Here is a 24,374-nt window from a genome sequence, read left to right on the forward strand (position 1 = left end):
GTCCACGAGCCCGCCCAACGCCCGAGCATCCCGGGGTTTTCCCTCCCACCCGGGCGGGGCAGGATGGGAGCATGAACGCTCTCATCCGCCCCACCCGGGACCGCGTGATCGCCGGCGTCTGCGCGGGCATCGCCCGCCGGTTCGATATCCGTCCGACCACGGTGCGCGTCATCACGGTGCTCGCCGTCCTGTTCGCCGGCCTGTCGATCTGGGCCTACGTGCTGCTCTGGATCCTCGTCCCGAACGAGGACTGACACGCGCTGATTCAGGCCAGCCGCGCGCTCCACAGATGCCCGGGCAGGGTGCGCTCCAGCGCCTCCGCCAGCCAGGCCCTGCGCTGCTCGTCGAGGAACGGCAGCGTCGCGTCGAAGTCGGCCTGATCCTTCGCGCGCAGCCCCTTCGCCTTGTACAGCAGCTGAATCTGCGGTTGCAGGTACCGGATGCCGTCGCGTTCCCACAGCGCTTGCGCCATCGGCATCCGGATGCTCGGGTCCCGCCGGTAGCGCCACTCATCCGGCGTTCCCGGGCCGAGCAGGATGTCGTACTGCCACGCGTCGGACGCGCTGCGCCGCGACCAGAGCTGACCGCATCCGTCCGGCAGGTCGCCGGGGTCATCGGATGCCACCGGCTTCAGCGCTCCCGAGAACGCGGCCCACAGATCGAGGCGGCCCTGCGCGTGCCTGCGCAACAGGGGCAGATCGGCGCGCAGGATGCCGGGATCGATGTCCTCGTGATGGCGCTCGACACCGGTGAAGGCCTCGAGCGCCCAGCCGCCGGCGATCCACCAGGCGCCCGGATAGCCCTCGAAGAAGTCGCGGACGTCGGCCGGCGTGCGCGGCATCCATTCTCCGTACAGGCGGGTGAACTCCGCGTCATCCATGGTTTCACGCTATCGGCACGCGATGGTCGGACCCCCGCATCCGGCGCTTCCTCGCAGAAATGCAGGCAGGATCCGCAGCTGCGGAGCGGATGTCGGAGGGGCGGGTGAAGATAGGAGGATGAGCGATGTGCTCGACCGCTTCACGCCCGCGACGCAGGACTGGTTCCGCGGGGCGTTCGACGCACCCACCCCGGCGCAGACCGGCGCGTGGGAGGCGATCTCCGCCGGCCGCAACGCGCTCGTCGTCGCGCCCACCGGGTCGGGCAAGACGCTCTCCGCATTCCTCTGGGCGATCGACAGCGTGTTCCGTGAACGCGCGACGGCGGATCCGGATGCTGAGAAGGGCGCGCCGCGCACCCGCATCCTCTACATCTCACCGCTGAAGGCGCTGGGCGTCGACGTCGAGCGCAACCTGCGCTCCCCGCTGATCGGCATCGGCCAGTCCGCACGCCGGCTGGGCGTGCCGGTGCCCGAGGTCACGGTCGGCGTGCGCTCGGGCGACACGACCTCGAGTGACCGGCGCAAGCTGGTCAGCGATCCGCCCGACATCCTCATCACGACGCCCGAGTCGCTCTACCTCATGCTCACCAGCCGGGCAGGCGAGACGCTGCGCGGCGTGCACACGGTGATCATCGACGAGGTGCACGCGGTCGCCGCGACCAAGCGCGGCGCCCACCTCGCCGTCAGCCTGGAGCGCCTCGACGCGCTGCGGAAGGCGCGCGGTGCCGAGCAGCCCGCGCAGCGCATCGGCCTGTCGGCCACGGTCCGCCCGATCGACGAGGTCGCCCGGTTCCTGGGCGGCTCTGCCCCCGTCGAGATCGTCGCTCCGCGTGCGGTGAAGACCTTCGAGCTGGGTGTGGTCGTGCCCATCGACGACATGCGCAACCCTCCCCCGCCACCGGGCGCTGCGACGGCGAACGACGAACCCGCCGAATACACGGAGGTCACGGGTTCGGTGTGGCCTCATGTCGAAGAGGCGATCGTCGACAAGGTGCTCGAGAACCGCTCGACGATCGTGTTCGCCAACTCCCGGCGCCTGGCCGAGCGGCTCACCGGCAGACTCAACGAGATCTACTCGGAGCGCATAGGGATGCCTGTGCCGGAGGGCGCCGCACCGCCCGCCGCGATGATGGCGCAGGCCGGGTCCACCGCGGGCGCCGAGCCCGTGCTCGCGAAGGCACACCACGGCTCGGTGTCGAAGGAGCAGCGCGCGCTCGTCGAGGAGGAGCTGAAATCCGGGATGCTGCGCTGCGTCGTTGCGACCAGCAGCCTCGAACTCGGCATCGACATGGGCGCCGTCGACCTGGTGATCCAGGTCGAGGCGCCGCCGTCGGCGGCATCCGGTCTGCAGCGCGTCGGCCGCGCCGGCCACCAGGTCGGCGAGGTCAGCCGGGCCTCGCTGTTCCCCAAGCATCGCGGCGACGTGCTGCACACCGCGATCGTCACCGAGCGGATGCTGGCGGGGCAGATCGAGGCGATCGCGGTGCCGCGCAACCCGCTCGACATCCTCGCCCAGCAGACCGTCGCCGCCTGCGCTCTCGATCCGATCTCCGTCGAGGAGTGGTTCGAGACCGTGCGGCGCAGCGCACCGTTCCAGACTCTGCCGCGTTCGGCGTACGAAGCGACCCTCGACCTGCTGGCCGGCAAGTATCCGTCCGACGAGTTCGCCGAGCTGCGTCCGCGCGTGGTCTGGGATCGGGATGCCGGAACGCTGACCGGCCGCCCTGGTGCGCAGCGCATCGCGGTGACCAGCGGCGGGACGATCCCTGATCGCGGCCTGTTCGGAGTGTTCGTCGCCGGAGAGACGACCGGCGCGCGGGTCGGAGAGCTTGACGAGGAGATGGTCTACGAGTCGCGCGTGGGCGATGTGTTCACACTCGGCACCACCAGCTGGCGCATCGCCGAGATCACCCACGATCGCGTGAACGTGATCCCCGCGTACGGGCAGCCGGGCAAGGTGCCGTTCTGGCACGGTGACGGCATCGGGCGCCCCTTCGAGCTGGGTGAGGCACTCGGGCGCTTCTCACGCGAGGTGTCGACGGCCGCGCCCGCGAAGGCCCAGCAGCGGCTGATCGACGCCGGCCTCGACGAGCGCGCCCGCGACAACCTGATCGGCTACCTGACCGAGCAGCGCGAGGCGACCGGCACCCTGCCCACCGATCGCACGCTGACCGTCGAGCGCGGTCACGACGAGGTCGGCGACTGGCGCGTGATCCTGCATTCCCCGTACGGCATGAAGGTGCACGCACCGTGGGCGCTGGCGATCAACGCCCGGGTGCGCGAGCGGCTGGGCGTCGAGGGTTCGGCTGTGGCGAGCGACGACGGCATCCTCGTGCGCATCCCGGATGCCGATGCCGAGCCGCCCGGTGCGGAGCTGTTCGTCTTCGACGCCGATGAGCTGGAGCAGATCGTCACCGCCGAGGTCGGCGGGTCGGCGCTGTTCGCCTCGCGGTTCCGCGAGTGCGCGGCCCGCGCACTGCTCATGCCCCGCATGAACCCGAACAAGCGCACGCCGTTGTGGCAGCAGCGGCAGCGGTCGGCGCAGCTGCTCGAGGTGGCCAGGCGGCATCCGACCTTCCCGGTGATCCTCGAGACGCTGCGCGAGGTGCTGCAGGACGTCTACGATCTGCCCTCGCTGCGGCGGCTCATCACCGACGTCGCCGAGCGGCGCATCCGGCTGGTCGAGACCGAACCCGCACAGCCTTCGCCCTACGCACGCGACCTGCTGTTCGGGTACGTCGGCGCGTTCATGTACGAGGGCGACTCCCCGCTCGCCGAGCGGCGCGCCGCCGCCCTCTCGGTCGACCCGGCGCTGCTGGGTGAGCTGCTAGGCACGGTCGAGATGCGTGAGCTGCTCGATCCGGATGTCATCGCCCAGTTCGAGCGCGAGGCGCAGCGCCTCGACCCGCAGCGGCGGGCACGCGGAATCGAAGGCGTGGCCGACCTGCTGCGGCTGCTGGGCCCGCTGGATGCCGATGAGGTGGCACTCCGGCTGGAGCCCGTCGCCGCTGCTGCTTCGGCCCCTGAGCATCCGGCGCCTGAGCACCCGGCCCCCGAGCGTCCGGCCCCCGAGCGAGCGGAGCGCGACGAGACGCCTTCGTCCGTCTCGGCGACGCCCGAACAGGCCGCTGCTATGCTCGCCGAGCTCGTCACCGCTCGCCGGGCCATTCCGGTCACGGTCGCCGGGCAGCCCCGCTTCGCGGCGATCGAGGATGCCGGGCGACTGCGCGACGCCCTGGGCGTGGCGCTGCCCACCGGCATCCCGGTCGCGTTCCTCGAGCCTGTCGCCGATCCGCTCGGCGACCTCGTGTCGCGCCACGCACGCACGCACGGTCCGTTCACCACCGCATCCGTCGCCGCCCGATTCGGGATCGGTGCGGCGGTCGCCCGGCACACGCTGCAGCGGCTCGAGTCGGCGGGTCGTCTGACCAGCGGCTTCTTCCTTCCTGCCGACGACGCCGACCCGGGCGGGGCGAAGGAATGGTGCGATGCCGAGGTGCTGCGGCGCCTGCGGATGCGCTCGCTCGCGGCTATCCGCGGCAGCGTCGAACCGGTCAGCCCGCACGCCTACGCACGATTCCTGCCCGACTGGCAGCACCTCACCCGACCGCTCGAGGGCATCGACGGCGTGCTCGCGGTGATCGAGCAGTTCGCGGGCGTGCCGATCCCGGCCAGCGCCTGGGAGTCGCTCGTGCTCCCGAGCCGCGTGCGCGACTACACCCCGGCGCTGCTCGACGAGCTCACCGCGTCGGGCGAAGTCGTGTGGGCGGGACACGGAGCGCTGCCGGGAAGGGACGGCTGGGTGTCGCTGCATCCGGCCGACCTCGCCCCGTTCACGCTGCCGGTGCCAGAGGAGCCGCCGGCCGCAGGGTCGCTGGAAGAGCAGGTGCTCGATGTGCTGCGACTCAGCGGCGCCTCGTTCGCGGGCGCTCTGCGCGCGATGACGGATGCCGAGAACGAGCAGTCCGTGCTCGACGCGCTGTGGAGTCTCACCTGGCAGGGCCATGTCACCAACGACACCTTCGCGCCGGTGCGGGCGCTGATCGCGGGCGGATCCCAGGCGCACAAGACGACGCGGCGCGCACCGCGCACGCGCACCTATCGCGGTGTCTCCCTCACCCGGCCCACCGCACGCCCGTCGACGGGAAGTTTCGGGGGCCGCTGGGCGGTGCTGCCCGAGACGGATCCGGATGCCGCGCGGCGCGCGACCGTCACCGCCGGGCTGCTGCTCGACCGGTACGGGGTGGTCACCCGCGGCGCTGTGCAGGCCGAGGGGGTTCCGGGCGGTTTCGCCCAGGCGTACCGCGTGCTGGCCGGGTTCGAAGAGGCCGGCCACTGCCGCCGCGGATACGTGATCGAGAAGCTGGGTGCCGCGCAGTTCGCAGCATCCACCACCGTCGACCGCCTGCGCACCTTCTCCGGCCTCGCCGACCCGCCACCGCGCAAGGCCGTGACGCTCGCCGCCACCGACCCCGCCAATCCGTACGGCGCTGCCCTGCCCTGGCCGCGCCTCGACGAGGTGTCGCACCGGCCGGGCCGCAAGGCGGGCGGGCTGGTGGTGCTCGTCGACGGCGCACTCGTGCTCTACCTGGAGCGCGGCGGTCGCACGGTGCTGGCCTTCGACGACGATCCCGACGTGCTGCGTGCGGCCGCATCCGATCTCGTCGCCACGTCGCGTGCCCGGCGGCTCGAGACGCTCACCGTCGAGAAGATCAACGGCGAGGGCATCTACGGCACCCCGTTCGCGCTCGCTCTGCAGGAGGCCGGCTTCGTCGCCACCCCGCGTGGCTACGCGCTGCGCAAGGCGGTGTGAATGGGCTGCGATCGACCGCAAGCGGCACGGACCGCGCGCTTCGCATCCGCGCGTCGGCCCCGTCTGGTTGACTTCTGATCATGGTCAGCGAGTTCCTCACCGGCATCCGCTTTCTCGGGCGCGGGTTCGGATACTGGCGGCGGCGCCCCGGGCTCATGATGCTCGGGCTGCTTCCGGGGCTGATCGCACTCGCACTGCTCGCCGCGGTGATCATCCCGCTGCTGTTCTCGCTGGGCGCGATCACGACCTGGATGACCCCGTTCGCCGACGGCTGGGATCCGTTCTGGGCCACCGCGCTGCGCGCCGCCATGTCGGTGGTGATCGCCATCGGCGTGATCGTGCTCGCCACCGTGACCTTCACCGCGCTCACGCTGCTGATCGGCGACCCGTTCTATCAGCGCATCTGGCGCGCCGTCGAGAACGACCTGGGGGGTGCGGTGCCCGAGAGCGACGGGGGTCTGCGGGTCGCCGTCGGAGAGAGCATCCGCCTGATCTCTCTTGGCGCGCTGGTCGCCCTGCTCGCCCTCGCGCTCGGGTTCATCCCTGTCGTCGGTGCTCCGCTCGCCGCGGTGGTCAGCGTGCTGCTCACCGGTCGCCTCCTCGCCCGCGAGCTCACCGGCCGCGCCTTGAACGCCCGCGACATTCCCGGCTCGGTCCGCTCGCGCATGCTCGGCGCGCGCCGCACCCGGCTGCTCGGCTTCGGCGTCGCGACGCAGCTGTGCTTCATGGTGCCGCTCGGTGCCGTCTTCATCATGCCCACGGCGGTAGCGGGTGCGACTCTGCTGGCGCGCGATCTGCTCGACCATCCGCCCCTTGCCGCACCTCGGACGACAGCCGCGTCGGAGCCCGCCCGCCGCACGCCACCTCCGCCCGCCCCACCGGAGCCCCCGCGTGACTGAGGGCGACACCGTCTTCCAGGTCGCGCGGCGTCTCGACGAGGCACTTCGCGACCAGACCGTGACGCGCTTCGACCTGCGCGTCCCTCGCGTCGCAACGGTCGATCTCACCGGCCAGATCATCCACGACGTCGTGCCCAGGGGCAAGCATCTGCTCATGCGCATCGGCGCGTTCACCCTTCATTCCCATCTGCGCATGGACGGCATGTGGCGCCTCTACCGCCCCGGTGAGAAGTGGCGGCATCGCGCGTTCAAGGTGCGCGCGATCGTCGGCACCGCGACGCGAGAGGCCGTCGGCGTCGACATCGCCGAGGTGAAGGTCGTCCCCACGCGCGACGAGAGCGAGCTCGTCGGCCATCTCGGCCCTGACCCGCTCTCCGAGCACTGGGATGCCGCCGAGGCCACGCGCCGGGTGGCGGCCGACGCCCGCAGCATCCACGTCGCGCTGCTCGACCAGCGCAATGTCGCCGGTTTCGGCAACGAATACGCGGCTGAGCTGCTGTTCCTGCGCGGCATCCTGCCCGAGACGCCGGTATCCGAGGTCGACACCGCAGCCCTGATCGACCTCGGCGCCCGCACGATCCAGGCCAATCGTGACCGGGTCGACCGCACCTTCACCGGCGACGCGCGCCGCGGCATGACCGACTGGGTGTACGGCCGGGCCGGCCGGCCCTGCCGCCGATGCGGCATGCTCATCCGCCGTGACGAGCTGGGCGCCTCGCCCACCAGCGAGCGCATCACCTTCTGGTGTCCGAACTGCCAGCACTGAACACATCTCCACCGTGCACAACGCCATCCCAGATGGGGAATGAATTTCCACTTCTGGTGGTTGTAGCTATATCCGGAAGTCTCCGGACGGGAGGAAATGTGGGTAAGAACTACATCGACATCGAGGACGACCAGGGCGCGACGCTGCGGTACCGCAAGCACGCGAACGGCCGTGGGCTCGTCGCGCACGGCGCGAAGGTGCACCCCAAGGCGCTCATCGAGGCAGGGGCCTATGTCGAACCCGGGGCGCGCATCGGCGCGGGTGCGAAGGTCGCCCGTGGCGCATGGGTGGACTCGGATGCCGTGGTCGGCGAGAACGCGTACATCGACGCGCACGCGCACATCGGCCAGGGTGCCGCGATCGGCGAGGGCGCGCACATCGGTGTCCGCACCGAGATCGGTGCCGGAGCCCGAATCGCACGCGGCGCACGCATCGGCGACGACGAGACCGTCGCCGCCGGCCTGCGGATCGCCACCGACCAGAAGGGTCTCTGGCTCGCCGCCTGAGTGCTGCCCGGCCGGCACCTGAATGGGGTGCTGGCCGTGACGCGCCGAGCCGCAGCCATCCGATGTCCCAGAAGATGCGGGTGCGACAGCCCGACACCCACCATTTCTGAGACATGCCCCACTGGTGTGTCCCAGAAACTGCGGGTGCGACCGCCCGACACCCACCATTTCTGAGACATGCCCCACTGGTGTCTCCCAGAAGCACCACGACCCCACCCATGGGTGCCTCCCCCGGCGACTGCGCCGGCGGCAGGCATCCATGGGCTGTCTCGTCAGGCCGGCTGCCGGGCCGACCCGTCAGTTCATCCCGTCAGCCGCGACGCCGCAGCCAGCCGTAACCGCGGCCGGCGGCCAGGAACGACAGGGCGAGCGCACCGACGAGCAGGCCGAAGTCGCGCAGCGCGATGTCGAGGTAGCCGCCCACGCTGACCAGGCTCACGATGATGCCCGCGAGCCACGCGGCGACGACGAGGCCGCCCAGCCGGGGCAGGAACGCGACCAGCACGCCGGCGGCGATCTCCACGACACCGACGATCGCCATCGCGGTGGTGGCGTCACCGGGGATGATGTCGTCCATCCAGGGCGCCAGATAGCGCTCCCAGTCCGACGTCAGGACCCTGACGAACTTGTCGAGCCCGAACAGGATCGGCGCCACGGTGAAGACCGTGCGCAGCAGCATGAATGCAATCCGGTCGCCGTCTCGCGTCACCGCGGGACGGGCCTCACTCCGAACGCTCATCTCCGAGCCATCCTTTCTAAAAGAAGTTATTATCAAAAATAGAAGCCTCCGCTTCTAAGCGCAAGATCAACTTCTTTTAGAGGTCATCATGGACATCACCAGTCGCGCATCGAGCATCGGCACCCTGGCGGACGACACCCGCAGGGCGCTCTACGACCACATCTCCGCGCAGCCGGAGCCGGTCAGTCGCGAGGCCGCGGCGAGCGCGGTCGGCATCCCGTCCCACATGGCCCGCTTCCACCTCGACAAGCTCGTCGAGGCGGGGCTCCTCGAGACCGAGTTCCGCCGGCTGAGCGGACGGACCGGCCCCGGTGCGGGGCGCCCGTCCAAGCTCTACCGCCGGGCATCCGGAACGATCTCGGTGTCGCTGCCCGAGCGCCGTTACGACCTCGTCGGGCACGTGCTCGCCGGGGCGATCGAGCGTGCGGCGGAGGGCGCCGACCTCGCGGAATCCGTCGCGATCGTCGCCCGGGAGGAAGGCCTGCGGATCGCCGCCGAAGCGGCCGGGACCGCGGATGCCGAGGGCGGCCTGCAACGGGCATCCGCCGTCCTGGCCACCCAGGGGTACGAGCCGCAGGGCGACGACGTCGCGCTCACGCTCGCCAACTGCCCCTTCGACTCGCTGGCCCGAGACCACACCGCACTGGTCTGCTCCGCCAATCTCGCGCTGGTCGGCGGCATCCTGGAGGGCCTCGGATGCAGCGAGCTGCACGCCTGCGCCGAGCCGCACGAGGGGCAGTGCTGCGTGGCCGTCCGCCCCGCCTGACGACGGACCGCACTCGTCGCCCCCGTCGCACGGCCGGCGAGAGAAGCGGATGCCGCAGCATCGCCGGGTACGCTGTGCAGGTGCCCGCATCGAGAGGTCGTCCCGGCCGCCCCCGCAAGCAGGCCTCGAGGTCTGCGAAGACGGTGAGGTCTGCGAAGCCGGTGAAGCCCGGGAAGAAGGATGCCGGCGGCCGGCAGCCCCGCGGCGCCGCGACCCGCCGCCCGCAGCCCACGCCCGGACCCGCGCCGGAAGAGCCGCGCACGTTGCGGCTCGGCCTGATCGCCGGCACCACACCGGGCCGGTGGATCGACAGCTGGCACCAGCGGATGCCGCACGTCACCCTCGAGCTGATCCCGGTGAGCTTCGCCGATCAGCGCGAGCAGCTGGAGGAGCTCGACCTCGCGCTTGTGCGGCAGCCGCTCGAGCGCACCGACGACCTGCATGTCATCCCGCTCTACGACGAGATCCCGGTGGTCGTGGCATCCACCGACTCGTTCCTGATGGCGACCGACAGGCTGACCCCCGACGACCTCGCCGGGCAGGTGCTCATCACGCCCGGCGACGACGTGCTCGGCCCGCTCGGTCTGCCGACCGTCGCACCGAACTTCCCGACGATCGCGACGACCGAGGACGCCATTGCGACCGCGGCATCCGGGGCCGGGATCGTCGTGGTGCCGATGTCGCTCGCGCGACTGCACCACCGCAAGGATGCCGACTACCGTCCGCTGCTGGGCGGACGCACCTCCCCCGTCGTGCTGGCGTGGCGTCGCGACGCGACGACCCCCGACATCGAGACGTTCGTGGGCATCGTCCGCGGCCGCACCGCGAACTCCTCCCGCTGACGCGGCACTCAAACCCCTCGCCGAGACCCCCATTTCGCGTCGACACCCCCAGCTGCGGGGATCCGCAGCTGGGGGTGTCGACGGCAGGTGAGTGTCTCGGCGGAAAAGGGTCAGGGGATGGCGGGCAGGGCGGCCTCGACCCGCAGGGCGCCGTCCACGGCATCCACCATCACCTGTCCGCCGTCGGTCAGCTCACCCGAGACGAGCAGGTCGGCGACGCGGTCGTCGACCTCGCGCTGGATCAGCCGGCGCAGCGGGCGGGCACCGTACTCGGGCTCGTAGCCGTGTTCGCCGAGCCACTCGATTGCGGCATCCGTGACCTCGATCGACACCTCGCGGCCGGCCAGCCGCTGGGACGTCGCCTGCAGCATGAGCCACACGATGCGACCCAGCTCGTCACGCGTGAGCTTCTGGAACAGCACGATCTCGTCGATGCGGTTCAGGAACTCCGGCCGCATGGCCTCGCGCAGCTTGCCCATCACCCGCGCCCGCAGGTCGTCGGCCGAGGCGAACCCATTGGCCGACCCATCCTGCGAGGCGACGAACCCGAGCGCGCCCGAGCGGGACGCCAGGAACTCCGAGCCGATGTTCGAGGTCATCACGATCACTGTGTTGCGGAAGTCGACCGTGCGACCCTGGCCGTCGGTCAGGCGACCGTCGTCGAGCACCTGCAGCAGCAGGTTGAACACGTCGGGGTGCGCCTTCTCGATCTCATCGAACAGCACGATCGAGTACGGGTTGCGCCGCACGCGCTCGGTGAGCTGCCCGGCCTCGTCGTAGCCGACGTATCCCGGAGGGGCTCCGACCAGGCGCGACACGGTGTGCCGCTCGCCGAACTCACTCATGTCGAAGCGGATCACGGCGTTCTCATCGTCGAAGAGTCGGTCGGCGAGGGCCTTGGCCAGCTCGGTCTTGCCGACACCGGTCGGGCCGAGGAACAGGAACGATCCGACCGGGCGACGCGCGTCGCCCATGCCGGTGCGGCTGCGGCGCACGGAGCGCGCGACCGCGGCCACCGCGTCGTCCTGCCCGATCACCCGGGCGTGCAGGTCGGCCTCGAGCTCGTGCAGACGCTCGCGCTCGGTCTCGGTGAGACGGCTGGCGGGGATGCCGGTGGCGCGCGAGATCACGGCCGCAATCTGCGCCTCGTCTACGACTGCCACAGGCACGTCGGCGACGTCGGCCACAGGCACAGCGGCAGAGGCGGATGCCGCAGGCGTCGCCTGCGCCTCGTCGATGCGGCGCTGCACATCGGCGATCTCATCGCGGATGCGCGAGGCCTCCTCGTAGTGCTCCGCTCCGACGGCCGCGTTCTTGCGCGACTCCAGTTCGGCCAGCTCGGCCATCAGCTTCGTCACGTCGGGGACGACACCGAGTCGCAGCCGCAGCCGGGCACCGGCCTGGTCGATCAGGTCGATCGCCTTGTCGGGCAGCACCCGGTCGGGAAGGTAGCGGGCGCTGAGCTCGACGGCGGCGCGGAGCGCGTCATCGGTGTAGCTGATGGCGTGGTGCTCCTCGTAGGCGGGCTTCAGCCCCTCCAGAATGCGCACGGCATCCTCGATCGAGGGCTCGCCGACCTTCACCGGCTGGAAGCGGCGCTCCAGCGCCGGGTCCTTCTCGATGCGACGGTACTCGCTGAGGGTCGTAGCGCCGACGAGGTGCAGCTCACCGCGCGCCAGGCGCGGTTTGAGGATGTTGCCGGCGTCCATGCTGCCGCCCTCGCCGGAGCCGCCCGCACCGACGACGGTGTGCAGCTCGTCGACGAACACGATGATCTCGCCCTTGTGAGCTGCGATCTCGTCCATCGTCTTGGTCAGTCGCTCCTCGAAGTCACCGCGGTAGCGGGTGCCCGAGAGCATCCCGGGCAGGTCGAGCGCGACGACGCGGCGGTCCTTCAACTGCGCGGGCACAGCGCCGTCGACGATCGCGCGGGCCAGGCCCTCGACGATCGCGGTCTTGCCGACGCCGGCCTCGCCGATGAGCACCGGGTTGTTCTTGGTGCGGCGGCTGAGGATCTCGATGGTCTGCTCGATCTCGTCGGCCCGGCCGATGACCGGGTCGAGCTCGCCGGCGCGGGCGCGCGCGGTGAGGTCGAGGCCGTACTGGTCGAGCATCGGCGTCTCGGATGCCGTCTGCGCGGCATCCTGCCCCGACTCCGAGGCCGTGTCGACGCCGGTGGAGACCGGCTCGCGCAGGCTCTGGGTGAGCGCTTCGGCGGTCACGCCGGCACGGGCGAGGATCTGCCCGGCGGGCACGTCCTGACCGAGCACGAGAGCGAAGAACAGGTGCTCGGGCTCGATGTAGGTCGCGCCCGACGAGCGGGCGACCTGGTACGAGTGGAACAGCGCGCGACTCGCACTGGGCGTGATGGTGGCCGCGCCCTGGCCGGATGCACTGCCGGGCATCGGCAGGCGCGCGTCGACGGCCTCGATGATCGTCTTCGGGTCGACGCCGATCTGACGGATCGCCTGCGAGACGGCCTCGTCGTCGACGATCATGCGCAGAACGTGCAGGGCGTCGAGCTCGGTCTGACCGCGTTCGAGCGCGAAACGACCGGCACGCTGCAGGATCTGCTGGGTGCGCGCGGTGAGGAACCGGCTGAGGTCGATCGAGCGTGCCTGCCGGGCCTGTTCACCTGCGAGGTAACGGGCCAGGAACTCGTCGAACGAGCCCGAACCCGCCTCGTTGAAGTCGTTGGGCATGTGTTTCCTCTCAAAGTTGAGCGTGTTGCTATCAACTTCAACGTCACACCATGACGACTATTCCCGGGCCCGGTGAAACGGACGAATAGAATCACCGCATGTCCTCGGTGCTGTACGTGTGCGTCCGCCCCGAGCGGAGTGCGGCGGATGCCGAGCACCGCTCGTTCCGGCGCGGCCTGGGCGTCGACAGCCTCGATCGCGTCGACCTGCTGCACGCCTCGCTCGAGACGGTGGAGTGGCAGCAGTACGACGGGTTCGTCATCGGCGGCTCGCCCTTCAACGTCACCGAGGCTGACAAGAGCGAAGCTCAGCTCGCCGTGGAACACGACCTCGAGCGCATCGCATCCCGGGCCCTCGACGGTGCGGCGACCGCGCTGTTCACCTGCTACGGCATCGGCGTGGTGACCCGGATGCTGGGCGGCGAGGTGACGCTCGCGCACCCCGAGCGCGTGCAGGCGGCGCGCATCCAGCTCACCGACGCCGGTGCGGCCGATCCGCTGTTCGGCCCGCTCGCACCGTCGCTGTCGGTGTTCACCGCGCATAAGGAGTCCGCCGCGGCCACGCCGCCCGGCGCCGTGCTGCTGGCGACCCGGGAGGAGTGCCCGGTACAGGCGTACCGCGCCGGCGACCGGCTGTACGCGGTGCAGTTCCACCCCGAGGCGTCTCCGCAGGACTTCGCCGACCGCATGGCCGTGTACCGGGCATCCGGCTATTTCGATCCGCGCGAGTACGCGCACACCGAGCAGACCGTGCTGTCGGCCTCCGTCGACGGCGACGCGCTGCTCTCGGGATTCCCCGGGCTGCTGGGCGCCTGAGCGCCGGGGGCTGGGGTACTGAGGCCCGCCAACTGGGATGCTGAGGCTCTCGAAGCACCCAGCATCCGGATGTCTGGGGCCCTTCGAGAGCCTCAGGGACCCAGGAAGCAGCTGTCAGGAGCGCAGGAGCGCGATGCGCTCGTCGAGATACCCCGCCAGCGGCACGAGCGCCCCGCCGGGCGACCAGCGCACGCCCGGCACGCCGTCGATCAGTGCGAGAGGGCCGGATGCTGCGCCGGAATCGACGGCATCCGGATCGAGCACCTGCCAGCCGAGGTGCACGACCTCACCCTCGCCGAAGCCTCCGCGTCGCGCCTGCGCGCGGCGTTCGGCGCGCGCCCTGGCCGATTCGGCGGTGTAGCCGCGGCGCACCTCCTCGGCGGCACGCAGGATCTCACCGGTGGCGAGCACCCCGTCATCGGTGAGCAGCAGCACGCCCAGGTGCCACGCCTCCCCCGCCCGTACGATGCGATCGGCGCGCCACCGCGAGCGGCGCAGCATCCCGAGTCCCTCCCGCGGCGTGCCGGACAGGCGGCGGCGTGCGTCGTCCAGCAGCGCGGCGGTGGGGCCCATCCCACCAGGGTAACGATTCGCCGCGGCCGGGCCGATGCGGGCAGAATCGACAGACACCCCGTATCAGGAGCGCCCATGCCTCAGACCGACACCGCACGCCTTCTCATCGCCTGCGACGACCAGCCCGGCATCGTCGCGGCCGTCGCCGGAGTGCTGGCGTCGCACGGGGCCAACATCATCTCGCTCGACCAGCACTCCACCGATGAGGAGGGCGGCCGCTTCTTCCAGCGCACCGTCATCCACCTCGAGGGGCTCACGGCGAAGCGGCCCGCACTCGAGGCGTCGATCGGCGAGGTCGCCGACCGCTTCGGCATGGAGTGGTCGCTGCACGACACCTCCAAGCGCAAGCGCGTCGCGATCTTCGTCTCGAAGTACGACCACTGCCTGATGGAGCTGCTGTGGCGCACCCAGCGGGGCGAGCTCGACATCGACGTGACCATGGTCGTCTCGAACCACCCCGACCTCGCCGAGTCGGTGCGCTCGTTCGGTGTGCCGTTCGTGCACATCCCGCGCGGTGAGGGCGCGGATGCCAAGTCCGAGATGGAGCAGCGCCAGCTCGAACTGCTGCAGGGCAACGTCGACCTGGTCGTGCTCGCCCGGTACATGCAGATCCTCAGCGACGACTTCATCGAGCGCCTCGGTGCGCCGGTGATCAACATCCACCACTCGTTCCTGCCCGCCTTCATCGGCGCGAACCCCTATGCGCGGGCAAAGGATCGCGGCGTGAAGCTGATCGGAGCGACCGCGCACTACGCGACGGCCGACCTCGACGAGGGTCCGATCATCGAGCAGGATGTCACGCGCGTCACGCACGCCGAGTCGGCCGCCGAGCTGCAGCGCCGCGGCGCCGATGTCGAGCGCTACGTGCTCGCCCGCGCCGTGAAGTGGCACGCCGAGGACCGCGTCATCGTGCACGGCCGCTCGACCGTCATCCTCTGATTCCCCCGTCTATATGTCACGAAGTGCAGAAATCCGGCGCCGATAACGACACTTGGTGACAAATAGACGGGAGGGGTGGGGCGCTCAGGCGGGGATGCCGGCGCGCAGCTCGGTGAAGACCTCGGATGCGGTGGTCCGGGTCGCCAGCGGGGCGGACTGGCCCAGCCAGAGCGACTGCAGCTCGCCGAGGCCGCGCTGTCCGGCCACCGCGCGGAAGCGGCCGGTCAGCCAGTTCTGCGCGGGGAACGGCGCGATCGCTCCGGATGCCTCGATCTCGGTCACGACCCGGTTGCGCGCCCCGCGCGACAGCCGTCCGCTCATCGCCCGGGTGAGCACGCTCTCGTCCGCCGCAGTGGAGCGGATGGCGGCCCGGTGCGCATCGTTGGCGGCCGACTCGCGCGTCGCGAGGAACGCGGTGCCGACCTGCACCCCCGATGCCCCCAGCGCGAACGCGGCTGCCACCCCGCGCCGGTCGGCGATGCCGCCCGCGGCGATGACCGGCACGTCCACGGCATCCGCCACCTGCGGCACCAGCGAGACCAGACCGACGAGCGATTCCTCCGCGGCGCGCAGGAACGAGACGCGGTGGCCGGCGGCCTCGGCGCCGGTGGCGACGATCGCGTCGACGCCGCCCGCCTCGAGCGCCCGGGCCTCGGCGACTGTCGTGGCCGTGCCGATCACCCCGATGCCGCGGCGATGCGCCTCGTCGACGATCTCGCGCGAGGGCACCCCGAACACGACGCTGAGCGCCGCAGGTGCCGCCTGCCAGATCGCCTCGAGCTGCTCGTCGAGCGAGGGCAGGTAGCGCTCGGGCCGTGCGGGGCGCTCGATGCCGACCTCGGTGAAGTACGCGTCCAGGGCGGCCGCGTACTCGTCATGCTCCCCGCCGGGCTCGACCTCGTCGCCCGTGGGCAGCCAAATGTTCAAGGCGAAAGGCGCGGAGGTCGCCTCGCGCAGCGCCGCGGCGGTGGTGCGGATGCGGGCCCCGTCGTAGCCGTACAGCCCGTACGACCCGAGTCCGCCGGCCTCGCAGACGGCCGCCGTGAGCTCCACCGACGACAGCCCGCCGAACGGGGCGAGGACGATCGGATGCCGGATGCCGAGCAGGTCGCGGAGGTCACTCATGCCTACGACGCTACGCCCGCCGCACGCCCGGTGGGTCCGTGCGACCTCCTGTTACACGAGCCCAGCGCCCGCGCATCCCGTGCACGCAAGCTCCAGCAGAGAACTCCCGCCCGCCCACGCCGTCGGGAAGGGGAGGTGGACGGCGGGGGCGCGGCGGGAGGATCGGGGGCGCCGCTCAGCGCGGCGGGAAATGCGGAATCGGCGACGGCGGCGACGAGCGGTCGGATGCCGTGGCGATGGCCAGGTCGAGAGCCCGCAGCAGCTCGTCGAAGTCGTGGAACCGTGTGCGTCTCGGGCACGGCCGGCGCAGCCACAGCACATCCAGCGAGCCGGTGATGTTGCGCTCGACGTATGCGATCAGGCAGTCGGCATCGGCCTGACGGCGGGCCAGGTCGCACACGCGCCAGCTGTCGCGGCCGATCGCCGTGAGCTCCCACTGGCTGTTCTGTGCCGGGAAACTCGGAGGGTCTGACAGTGCATTGCTCACAGCGCCTTACCTCCCGTCACAGCGAGAACGCTGCCCGAGGTGTACGACGATTCCTCCGCCGCGAGGTACACGTAGGCACCGGCGAGTTCGGCCGGCTGCCCGGCGCGACCCAGCGGGGTGTCTGATCCGAAGGTGCGCACGCGCTCGGCATCCCACCCGGTCGCCGGGATCAACGGCGTCCAGATCGGACCGGGGGCGACGGCGTTCACGCGGATGCCGCGCTTGCCCGCCTCCTCGGCGAGCGCCTTGACGAACGCGACCTGTGCGGCCTTCGTCATGGCGTAGTCGATGAGCCCCGGCGAGGGGTTGTACGCCTGGATCGACGCGGTGACGATGATGCTGGCGCCCGCCTCGAGATCCGGATACGCGGCACGGGCGGTGAATAGCGTGCCGTACAGGTTCGTCTCGAACACGCGCCGCATGTCGTCGGACTTCAGCGACCCGAAGCCGTCGATGTCGTGCTGGTAGGCGGCGTTGAGCACCAGCACATCCAGGCCGCCGAGTCCCTCGCGTGCGCGGCGGACGGCATCGGTCGCGAAATCCTCGTCGCGCAGGTCGCCGGGGATGCTGATGCCGGTGCGGCCGGCATCCTCGATGTACCGGACGGTCGAATCGGCATCCTTCTGCTCCTCCGGCATGTGCACGATCGCGACGTCGGCGCCCTCACGGGCGTACGCGATGGCGACGGCCCGGCCGATGCCGGAGTCGCCGCCTGTGACGAGCGCGCGACGCCCCTCGAGGCGGCCGTGGCCGGTGTACGAGTCCTCACCGTGGTCGGGCGTGGGGGTGGTGAGACCGGTCTTCCCCGGCTGGTCCTGCTGCTGCGCAGGGAACTCCTCTTCGCGGTGTGCGTGGCGGGGGTCGGAGGCACTGTCGGTCATCATCGCCCTCTCTTCAGATGTCATGGCTGTCCGACTGATGTCAGAACGTGGGGGAACCGGTCTGCACAGCTTCAGCCGGGCCGGCCCTCCCGGCCAGGGGCTTGACATCCCTCAGGGCACAAGCCACGTGCGCGAGGACGGCGGCAGATGGATGCCGAGACCGCCGTGGGCATCCGAAGCCGCCGGGTCTACCCCGGCCGTCCGCGAGTGTCAACGCCCGTGCGCCGGCGGCGACGCCGCCGCACGCTGGAGGACCACGAGAGGAGACGATCATGACCGATCCCAGGAACGCCGCCGGCGATACGCCGCAGCCGGATGCCGCTGTCGTCGGCCGCCCCGATCTGCAGCCCGACACACAGGAGGACGTGCCGCTCGATGCCGAGCTCGGCGAAGACGGCCAGGGCGATCTCGCCGAGGGCGACGGCAGGCAGCAGCACTCCGGCGACGCGCCGGACGATCTGCGCACCGCAGGCCCGTCGGGGCCGGTGCAGGAGCGTCACGCGGAGGGGCAGTGATGAGCGGCATCGATCAGGGCATGATGCCCGACTACGTGCAGCCCCAGCATCCCGACGACGACACCGTCGACGAGAGCGTCGCGAACCCGCACGACCACTCACCGGAGCAGACCGGGGATGGCCCGACCACCGACGAGCGGGCGCGGGCCGAGGAGCAGGCCGAGGTCGATGACGCCCTTGCGGGCATCTCCGACGACGAGCGCGCCGACTCCGAGCGGATGGCGCGGCGCGAGTCCGCTCAGGCGGCCGATGCGGCGGTGGGCGAAACGCGCAGCCAGCGATAGCCGTAGCCGTCGAGCTGCTGCGTGGTGTGCTCCTGCTGCGGCGGGCTGCCCGGATGCTCCACGAGCACCGTGGCGGTCCGCCCCTCGGGCAATGCGGGCAGCGAGACCGTCACCGACTCGGGCGAGAAGTTGTGCAGGGCGATGAAGCCGACGTCGCCTGCCGTGGTCTGATGCACGAGCACCCGCGGGTCGCCCGCATCGTGCACCTCGAACTCACCCCATGCGATCTCGGGCGTGGACCGATAGCGTGATGCGAGCATCGCGATGAACGACCACAGCGATTCCGGATCCCGGCGCTGGTCGTGCAGGTTCACGTGCGCAGGCGCATATCCGCCGGTCGCCATGCCGAGCCGCCGGCGCCGCGCCGTCGTGAACCCGCCCTTCGGTCCGCCGTCCCACTGCATGGCACCGCGGACGGCACCGCGGGCGAGGTCGCCGTCGAGCTCACCCATGCCGATCTCCTCGCCGTAGAACAGCATCGGCGCGCCGGGCAGCGAGAAGAGCAGGCTGTACGCCATCCGCAGCCGGCGCGGGTCGCCCTCGAGCATCGGGGCGAGGCGGCGCACGATGCCGCGTCCGTAGACCCGCTGATGCTCCTCGGGGGCGAAGGCGTCGAACACCTCGGCCTGCTCGCCCTCGGTCAGCAGTTCGAGCGAGAGCTCGTCGTGGTTGCGCAGGAACATCGCCCAGCCGTGCCGGGGGTCGACCTTGGGCCGCGCCGCGAGCACACGCGCGAGCGGCGTGGCCTCCTGGCGCACGAAGGCGAGAAAGGTCGTCTCGGCGGTGAGGAAGTCGAACTGCAGGTCGAGCTCGGTGGCGGCATCGCCGAAGTACGCGAGCTGCTCCTCGTGCGGCAGCCCGACCTCGCCCAGCAGCAGCGCCGATCCCTGCCGCCGGCCCACGAAGCGGTGCAGTTCGCGCAGGAACGAGTGCGGGTCCTGGGTGTCGGCGATGCCCTCGCGCGTGACGAGAAACGGCACCGCATCGACCCGGAAGCCGTCGATGCCCAGCTTGAGCCAGAAGCCGATCACACGTGCGATCTCGGCCCGCACCTCGGGGTTCGCGAGGTTCAGATCGGGCTGATGCCGGTAGAAGCTGTGCAGGAAGTACTGGCCGGTGCGCTCGTCGAGCTCCCAGATGCTCTCCTCCTCGCCCGGGAAGACGACCTTCTGCTGACCCCGCGGCGGCCGATCGCGCCACACGTAGTACTCGCGGTGCTTCGACTCGCGCGAGCGCCGGGCCGAGACGAACCACGGATGCCGGTCGGAGGTGTGGTTGACGACGAGATCCATCACCACGCGGATGCCGCGGCCGTGCGCGATGCGGATGGTCTCGGCCACCCGGCCCAGGTCGCCGAGCCTCGGGTCGACGCCGTAGAAGTCCGAGATGTCGTAGCCGTCATCGCGGTCGGGTGTGGGCTGGAATGGCATGAGCCACAGGCACGTGACCCCGAGCGCAGCGAGGTCATCGATCCGCGTCGCCAGTCCGGCGAAGTCGCCGTTGCCGTCACCATCGGAGTCCTGGAAGGTCTCGACGTCGAGGCAGTAGAACACGGCGGTACGCCACCACAGATCGCTTGTATCGGCGGGATTCACAGTCTTCTCCTCAGTGCGGGCAGCAGTTCGGTCTCGCATCGCTCGAGGAATGCGGACTGGTCACGGCCGACCTGGTGCAGGAAGACCGCGTCGAAACCGGATGCCGCTGCGGCGATCCGGTCGGCGATGTCGTCGGCATCCGCTCCGATGACGATCCCGGCACGCAGCCGTTCCGCCGTCGGGTCGGCGTGCCGCTCGAAGTCCTCGGGCTGCTCGAGCTCCCACATCAGCTCCGGCGGCACGGTCGCCTGCGCCCACTGCTCACGTGCCGCCTCGACGGCGCGTTCCTCGGTCTGCTCGAGGCTGAGGTGCAGCTGCAGCATCACCGGGCCTCGCCCGTCGGCATCCCGGTAGGCCTGCCGCGTCTCGCGCAGGGCCGCCGGGTCCGTGCCGACGGTGATGAGTCCCTCCGCCCAGGGGGCGACCAGGGCCGCGGTGTGCGTACTGATCGCGGCCGCCATCACCGGCGGCGGCGACGCCGGCAGACTCCACAGCCGCGCCTCGTGCACGCGTACCGGCCCGTCGGCATCCGCCTGCTCGCCGCTCAGCAGCCGGCCGATCACCGCGGCGCACGCGATCAGGCGGGCGTCGCGGTCGTCCTTCGCCGGCCACGGGTCGCCCGTGACGTGCTCGTTCAGCGCCTCACCGCTGCCGAGCGCCGCCCAGAACCGTCCGGGGAACATCTCCTCCAGCGTGGCCATCGCCTGGGCGACGATGACGGGGTGGTACCGCTGCCCTGGCGCGGTGACCAGACCGATCGGGAATCGCGTGCGCGCAAGGGCCGCACCGAGCCACGACCAGGCGAAGCCGGACTCGCCCTGGGCGGTGAGCCACGGCGCGAGGTGATCCGAGCACATCGCCTCGTCGAAGCCTGCCTGCTCGGCGCGCACGACGTCACGCAGCAGCGCGCTGGGCGCGTGCTGCTCGTGCGAGGCGTGGAATCCGATCCTCATCATCGGCGCACTGCTCTCCGCGGAATCCCGTCGGGGCAGGACGGTTATCAGAGCAGGAAGTCGGGATCCCGGCCCTGCACCGCGTCGCGGCCGTGGTCGCCGCCCTCGATGTTCTCCTTGAACCGCTTCAGGTCGGAATCGATCGCGCCCTGGTCGAGGTGCAGTGCGGCACCGGCCTTCTCGACGAACGACCTCGGCGCCCAGCCCAGCTCGACCGCCACCCGGGTGCGCTCGGCGTCGATGGGAACGAAGCGCACAGTGCCGGAGTGCATCTCCTCGGCGATGCTCGCCCACGAGATCCGCTCGTCGGGCACCAGCTCGGTCGTGCGGGCGTCGAACTCGCGTCTCACGCCGGCCACGCGCACCACCCAGTGAGTGGTGTCCTCGCCCGTGCGGGTCACCTCCTCGACCATCGACATGAACGACGGCAGCTCCTCGAGACGGGTCCACTGCTCGTACACGCGGCGCACCGGCGCCTCGACCTCGATCTCGGCTGTGACCTTCTCCATGAGTTCATTCCTCTCGTCGGAGAACCGACGCTACGAGCAGGAATGGACTCGCGCGTGGGGGTTGACGGGAGTTCGAGACGGCCTTATGCGCGGCATCCGTGCCGTCACCCCGGCGCTCAGGAGGCGGCGGGGCGCTCCTCTTCCGCGGGCGGCTCCTCCGGCGGCTCGGGGACCAGGTGCAGGCCGGTGGGGGTGTTCGCCGTGAAGGCGAGGGCCTCGATCCACGCGCGGTTGATCGAAGGCTGCCGGCTGCCGAAGTACTTGAAGACCAGCGAGCTGCCCGCGTGCACCCACACGGTCGTGCGGCCGCCACCGACGCTGGGGTCCTCGCGCCAGCTGAACGCGAACGGCTCGCCACGGCGGAGCTTCGCGGTGATGACGAGCTGCAGGTGCGTCAGCGCGCGATCCTCGATCTCGGTCTTGACCGAGCTGTCGTAGATGAACTTGCCCATGGGTCCCGCACTTTCGTTGCTTCGCGACTCTCCGGCCGCGAATGTCCTGGTCTTCCCAGTCCCCGAGAGATACTTTAGCCGCATGGGACAGCTCTTCTATGGAAACAACCCGGAGCCGATCATCATCGAAGATCGCGCACTCGCGCATCTGAAGGTCGTGGTCGCCACCAAGCTCCGCCGCAACGAGAGCTTCACGCTGTCCTGGCGGCATCCGGCCGACGATGCACCCGGGCGCACCACGCTCTGGCTGCATCCCTCCATCCCGCTGCGCTTCATCTTCGAGCACCCCGAGCCACCTGAGCTGAGTGCGCAGTGGATCACCAGAATGGCCCAGTCCGCCTCGACGAGCGGGGGCATCACGCTGCTCGAGGAGGACCTCGACGGGGAGTGACCTGCTCGGCGTCTCAGTCGGATGTCTCGGCCGACACGACGTGCGGTGCGCCGACCGGCTTCGACTCAGCCGAGGAGCGCTGACGAAGGAAGATCGCGAACGTCGCCATGGTGCCGACGGCGAGGAACTCGCTCTGCCAGTTCTGCAGCGTGCGATCCCAGAACTCCGGCGAGACCACGTACTCGGCCCAGCTCAGTGCAGATTCGCCGTGCTGGGCGGCTTCGTCATTCGCGACGACCACTCCGCTGAGCGACTGCATGAGCCACGACAGCACGAAGATCGCCCCCATCACGATCACCAGCGAGTTCTCGTAGACGACCAGCTTCCAGCCGCGGTTCTTCGCGACATCCGGGGCATCGTCGGGTGCGTGCTCGCCGATCTTCTGGTCCTCGTCGGTGCCGACTCCCTCGTCACCGGGCAGCTTCGACTCGGGTGACCCGCGCTGCACGAACCACACGGTCGCCGCGATGAACAGCAGGAACTGCAGGAACTCCGACTGCCAGTTCTCGGCCACGTCGACGATGAAGTCGCTCGAGAACACGAAGTCCAGGTAGTTCTGCACCGGCTCCCCGTGCTTCGCCAGCTCCTCGTTCGTGCGCAGGAACCCGGCGATCGACTGCCCCACGATGGCCAGAACGAAGAGGGCGAAGAAGAACAGGCTCAGTGCGTTGTCGCGCAGCAGGCGTCGCATCGGCCTCACCGTCCGCTCAGCAACACGACGGTCATCGACAGGAAGCCGACGATCACCACCGTCATCCAGGTCCAGAACATCGCCAGGGCTCCCCCGGGGTGCCGTTGCATGTGCTGCTCCTCTCCCTCTCGGTCGTCTCTGCAGACTCCCTTCGCCATCGCGGCGCGGAAAGGGGCTTGACGATGCGGCTGGGCGCTGTCAACCCCATACGAACGCGCACACCCCCTGGCTACCGTCTAGGCAAGACGATCCGGAACGACGAAGGGAGCGGATCATGACGCTGACCCGGGACATCATGACCGCCGGGGCGCAGTGCGTCGGCGAGAACGACGCACTCACGATAGCCGCGGAACTGATGCGCGATTTGGATGTGGGCGCGCTTCCGATCTGCGGTGAGGACGGGAGGCTCAAGGGCATGCTCACCGACCGCGACATCGTCGTGAAGGGCATCGCCGGCGGGCACGATCCCGACACGACCAACGCCGGCCGGTTCGCCGACGGCGCACCGCTGACCGCAGGCGCCGACGACGACATCGAGACCGTGCTGGAGCTGATGCAGACGCATCAGGTGCGCCGCGTGCCCGTGATCGATGAGCACCGCCTCGTCGGCATCGTCAGTCAGGCCGACATCGCCCGCCGGCTCGCGCCGGGCACCACCGGCGAGACGGTCGAGCAGATCTCGCGGGAGGAGCAGACATGAATGAGCACAGTGAGAATGAGCACAGTGAGACCAAGAACAGTGAGACGAACAGGCCGCTGACCACGCATGCCGCCTGGGGATCGGGAGAGCCGCATCTGCTGATCTCCCGCGGAGGTGAGGATCGCTTCGTCTTCGACCTGACGGCCGACCAGGTCAGCCTGGGTTCCGCAGAGGGCAATGCGGTCATCCTCGAGGGGACGGATGCCGTGCACGCCACGATCGTGCACGACGATGACGACGAGTACGTGCTGACGATGCACGGACCCGGCGAGATGAACGCGAGCAGCCACCCCGATCACGAAGGCGCGCGCAGCGAGGTGCTGCGCACCGGTGCCCGGTTCACGCTGGGCGAGTGGACGCTCGTCTTCGGCCGCGCCGAGTACGCCGACCACGGACGTCCGTTCGGCGGGCGCCAGGGCGGCGAGCTGTCGGATCAGCCCCCGCAGCCGGCACGTCCCGACTACGCGGCGCAGCGGGCGGGGCTCGAGACCGAGCGCGGCCAGGAGGTCAAGGACGGCTGAGTCCGCACCATCGGAGGGAACGCACCCAGA

26 protein-coding genes are annotated in these 24,374 nt (G+C 70.4%); 14 read left to right on the top strand and 12 right to left on the bottom strand.

The annotated features are described in order from the left end of the window. The first annotated feature begins 71 nt into the window (after positions 1 to 71). Positions 72 to 254 (top strand): PspC domain-containing protein, encoded by a 183-nt coding sequence (locus H7694_RS12795; protein WP_193596859.1) that lies wholly within the window; start codon positions 72 to 74, stop codon positions 252 to 254. An 11-nt stretch (positions 255 to 265) separates the two neighbouring features. On the opposite strand, the gene H7694_RS12800 is transcribed toward H7694_RS12795, so the two are convergent. Beyond that, positions 266 to 880 (bottom strand): hypothetical protein, encoded by a 615-nt coding sequence (locus H7694_RS12800; protein WP_193596860.1) that lies wholly within the window; start codon positions 878 to 880, stop codon positions 266 to 268. A 118-nt stretch (positions 881 to 998) separates the two neighbouring features. On the opposite strand from H7694_RS12800, the gene H7694_RS12805 reads away from it, so the two are divergent. The 4 genes from H7694_RS12805 to H7694_RS12820 all read left to right on the top strand — a co-directional run bounded on the left by H7694_RS12805 (position 999) and on the right by H7694_RS12820 (position 7,864). Next, complete coding sequence (locus H7694_RS12805; protein WP_193596861.1) at positions 999 to 5,693, top strand: DEAD/DEAH box helicase; 4,695 nt, start codon at positions 999 to 1,001, stop codon at positions 5,691 to 5,693. Positions 5,694 to 5,773: 80 nt separating this feature from the next. Then, positions 5,774 to 6,592, top strand: coding sequence for an EI24 domain-containing protein (locus H7694_RS12810; RefSeq protein WP_193596862.1), 819 nt, complete (start codon positions 5,774 to 5,776; stop codon positions 6,590 to 6,592). Then, positions 6,585 to 7,358 (top strand): Fpg/Nei family DNA glycosylase, encoded by a 774-nt coding sequence (locus H7694_RS12815; RefSeq protein ID WP_193596863.1) that lies wholly within the window; start codon positions 6,585 to 6,587, stop codon positions 7,356 to 7,358. Before H7694_RS12810 ends, H7694_RS12815 begins: the two co-directional genes overlap by 8 nt. Positions 7,359 to 7,456: 98 nt before the next feature. Continuing rightward, complete coding sequence (locus tag H7694_RS12820) at positions 7,457 to 7,864, top strand: transferase (RefSeq protein WP_193596864.1); 408 nt, start codon at positions 7,457 to 7,459, stop codon at positions 7,862 to 7,864. Positions 7,865 to 8,174: 310 nt separating this feature from the next. Here the strand turns inward: H7694_RS12820 and H7694_RS12825 are convergent, their stop codons facing one another. After that, positions 8,175 to 8,603: a hypothetical protein gene (locus H7694_RS12825; RefSeq protein ID WP_193596865.1), complete on the bottom strand. Its 429-nt coding sequence runs from the start codon at positions 8,601 to 8,603 to the stop codon at positions 8,175 to 8,177. 88 nt (positions 8,604 to 8,691) lie between these two features. Between H7694_RS12825 and H7694_RS12830 the strand changes: the two genes are divergently transcribed. Both H7694_RS12830 and H7694_RS12835 read left to right on the top strand, forming a co-directional pair. Beyond that, entirely contained in the window at positions 8,692 to 9,369 is a 678-nt protein-coding gene (locus H7694_RS12830) for a helix-turn-helix transcriptional regulator (protein ID WP_193596866.1), read from the top strand. A 143-nt stretch (positions 9,370 to 9,512) separates the two neighbouring features. After that, on the top strand, positions 9,513 to 10,211 hold the full coding sequence (locus H7694_RS12835) for a LysR substrate-binding domain-containing protein (RefSeq protein ID WP_227468105.1): 699 nt from the start codon (positions 9,513 to 9,515) through the stop codon (positions 10,209 to 10,211). Between the two features lie 110 nt (positions 10,212 to 10,321). Here the strand turns inward: H7694_RS12835 and H7694_RS12840 are convergent, their stop codons facing one another. Then, positions 10,322 to 12,913, bottom strand: coding sequence for an ATP-dependent Clp protease ATP-binding subunit (locus tag H7694_RS12840; protein WP_193596868.1), 2,592 nt, complete (start codon positions 12,911 to 12,913; stop codon positions 10,322 to 10,324). Between the two features lie 98 nt (positions 12,914 to 13,011). Between H7694_RS12840 and H7694_RS12845 the strand changes: the two genes are divergently transcribed. Continuing rightward, positions 13,012 to 13,728, top strand: a complete 717-nt coding sequence (locus H7694_RS12845) for a glutamine amidotransferase-related protein (RefSeq protein WP_193596869.1) — start codon at positions 13,012 to 13,014, stop codon at positions 13,726 to 13,728. 114 nt (positions 13,729 to 13,842) lie between these two features. Here the strand turns inward: H7694_RS12845 and H7694_RS12850 are convergent, their stop codons facing one another. Beyond that, on the bottom strand, positions 13,843 to 14,301 hold the full coding sequence (locus tag H7694_RS12850) for a glutaminase (RefSeq protein ID WP_193596870.1): 459 nt from the start codon (positions 14,299 to 14,301) through the stop codon (positions 13,843 to 13,845). A 75-nt stretch (positions 14,302 to 14,376) separates the two neighbouring features. Between H7694_RS12850 and purU the strand changes: the two genes are divergently transcribed. Next, the gene (purU, locus tag H7694_RS12855) at positions 14,377 to 15,240 is read left to right on the top strand and encodes a formyltetrahydrofolate deformylase (protein WP_193596871.1); all 864 of its coding nucleotides are present in this window, start codon (positions 14,377 to 14,379) and stop codon (positions 15,238 to 15,240) included. Between the two features lie 84 nt (positions 15,241 to 15,324). Here purU and H7694_RS12860 read toward each other — a convergent pair whose 3' ends face one another. The 3 genes from H7694_RS12860 to H7694_RS12870 form a co-directional block, all read right to left on the bottom strand. Then, a complete protein-coding gene (locus tag H7694_RS12860) occupies positions 15,325 to 16,365 on the bottom strand; it encodes an NAD(P)H-dependent flavin oxidoreductase (RefSeq protein WP_193596872.1) in 1,041 nt (346 codons plus the stop codon). A gap of 175 nt (positions 16,366 to 16,540) precedes the next feature. Next, positions 16,541 to 16,852: a hypothetical protein gene (locus H7694_RS12865; RefSeq protein WP_193596873.1), complete on the bottom strand. Its 312-nt coding sequence runs from the start codon at positions 16,850 to 16,852 to the stop codon at positions 16,541 to 16,543. Beyond that, the gene (locus H7694_RS12870) at positions 16,849 to 17,733 is read right to left on the bottom strand and encodes an SDR family oxidoreductase (RefSeq protein WP_193599216.1); all 885 of its coding nucleotides are present in this window, start codon (positions 17,731 to 17,733) and stop codon (positions 16,849 to 16,851) included. The genes H7694_RS12865 and H7694_RS12870 overlap by 4 nt, the downstream gene beginning before the upstream one ends. 272 nt (positions 17,734 to 18,005) lie before the next feature. Here H7694_RS12870 and H7694_RS12875 point away from each other — a divergent pair, with 272 nt between their 5' ends. Both H7694_RS12875 and H7694_RS12880 read left to right on the top strand, forming a co-directional pair. After that, positions 18,006 to 18,248: a hypothetical protein gene (locus H7694_RS12875; protein WP_193596874.1), complete on the top strand. Its 243-nt coding sequence runs from the start codon at positions 18,006 to 18,008 to the stop codon at positions 18,246 to 18,248. Next, positions 18,248 to 18,532 (top strand): hypothetical protein, encoded by a 285-nt coding sequence (locus H7694_RS12880; RefSeq protein ID WP_193596875.1) that lies wholly within the window; start codon positions 18,248 to 18,250, stop codon positions 18,530 to 18,532. Before H7694_RS12875 ends, H7694_RS12880 begins: the two co-directional genes overlap by 1 nt. On the opposite strand, the gene H7694_RS12885 is transcribed toward H7694_RS12880, so the two are convergent. The 4 genes from H7694_RS12885 to H7694_RS12900 form a co-directional block, all read right to left on the bottom strand. Continuing rightward, positions 18,487 to 20,127: an alpha-amylase family protein gene (locus H7694_RS12885; RefSeq protein WP_193596876.1), complete on the bottom strand. Its 1,641-nt coding sequence runs from the start codon at positions 20,125 to 20,127 to the stop codon at positions 18,487 to 18,489. The genes H7694_RS12880 and H7694_RS12885 overlap by 46 nt on opposite strands. Further along, positions 20,124 to 21,083, bottom strand: a complete 960-nt coding sequence (locus tag H7694_RS12890; protein ID WP_193596877.1) for a TIGR03885 family FMN-dependent LLM class oxidoreductase — start codon at positions 21,081 to 21,083, stop codon at positions 20,124 to 20,126. The genes H7694_RS12885 and H7694_RS12890 overlap by 4 nt, the downstream gene beginning before the upstream one ends. Before the next feature lie 44 nt (positions 21,084 to 21,127). After that, positions 21,128 to 21,589, bottom strand: coding sequence for an SRPBCC family protein (locus H7694_RS12895; protein ID WP_193596878.1), 462 nt, complete (start codon positions 21,587 to 21,589; stop codon positions 21,128 to 21,130). Between the two features lie 116 nt (positions 21,590 to 21,705). Continuing rightward, the gene (locus H7694_RS12900; RefSeq protein WP_193596879.1) at positions 21,706 to 22,041 is read right to left on the bottom strand and encodes an ATP-dependent DNA ligase; all 336 of its coding nucleotides are present in this window, start codon (positions 22,039 to 22,041) and stop codon (positions 21,706 to 21,708) included. A gap of 82 nt (positions 22,042 to 22,123) precedes the next feature. On the opposite strand from H7694_RS12900, the gene H7694_RS12905 reads away from it, so the two are divergent. Continuing rightward, on the top strand, positions 22,124 to 22,432 hold the full coding sequence (locus H7694_RS12905; RefSeq protein WP_193596880.1) for a hypothetical protein: 309 nt from the start codon (positions 22,124 to 22,126) through the stop codon (positions 22,430 to 22,432). A 13-nt stretch (positions 22,433 to 22,445) separates the two neighbouring features. Here H7694_RS12905 and H7694_RS12910 read toward each other — a convergent pair whose 3' ends face one another. Further along, the gene (locus H7694_RS12910) at positions 22,446 to 23,123 is read right to left on the bottom strand and encodes a DUF6766 family protein (RefSeq protein WP_193596881.1); all 678 of its coding nucleotides are present in this window, start codon (positions 23,121 to 23,123) and stop codon (positions 22,446 to 22,448) included. 274 nt (positions 23,124 to 23,397) lie between these two features. On the opposite strand from H7694_RS12910, the gene H7694_RS12915 reads away from it, so the two are divergent. Together H7694_RS12915 and H7694_RS12920 are read left to right on the top strand one after the other, a co-directional pair. Next, positions 23,398 to 23,823 carry a CBS domain-containing protein gene (locus H7694_RS12915; RefSeq protein ID WP_193596882.1) on the top strand — a complete coding sequence of 142 codons (426 nt, stop codon included), beginning with the start codon at positions 23,398 to 23,400 and terminating at the stop codon, positions 23,821 to 23,823. Next, complete coding sequence (locus H7694_RS12920; RefSeq protein ID WP_193596883.1) at positions 23,820 to 24,344, top strand: FHA domain-containing protein; 525 nt, start codon at positions 23,820 to 23,822, stop codon at positions 24,342 to 24,344. Before H7694_RS12915 ends, H7694_RS12920 begins: the two co-directional genes overlap by 4 nt. Positions 24,345 to 24,374: the final 30 nt, after the last annotated feature.

The organism is Microbacterium sp. YJN-G, from assembly GCF_015040615.1.
Lineage (GTDB): Bacteria > Actinomycetota > Actinomycetes > Actinomycetales > Microbacteriaceae > Microbacterium.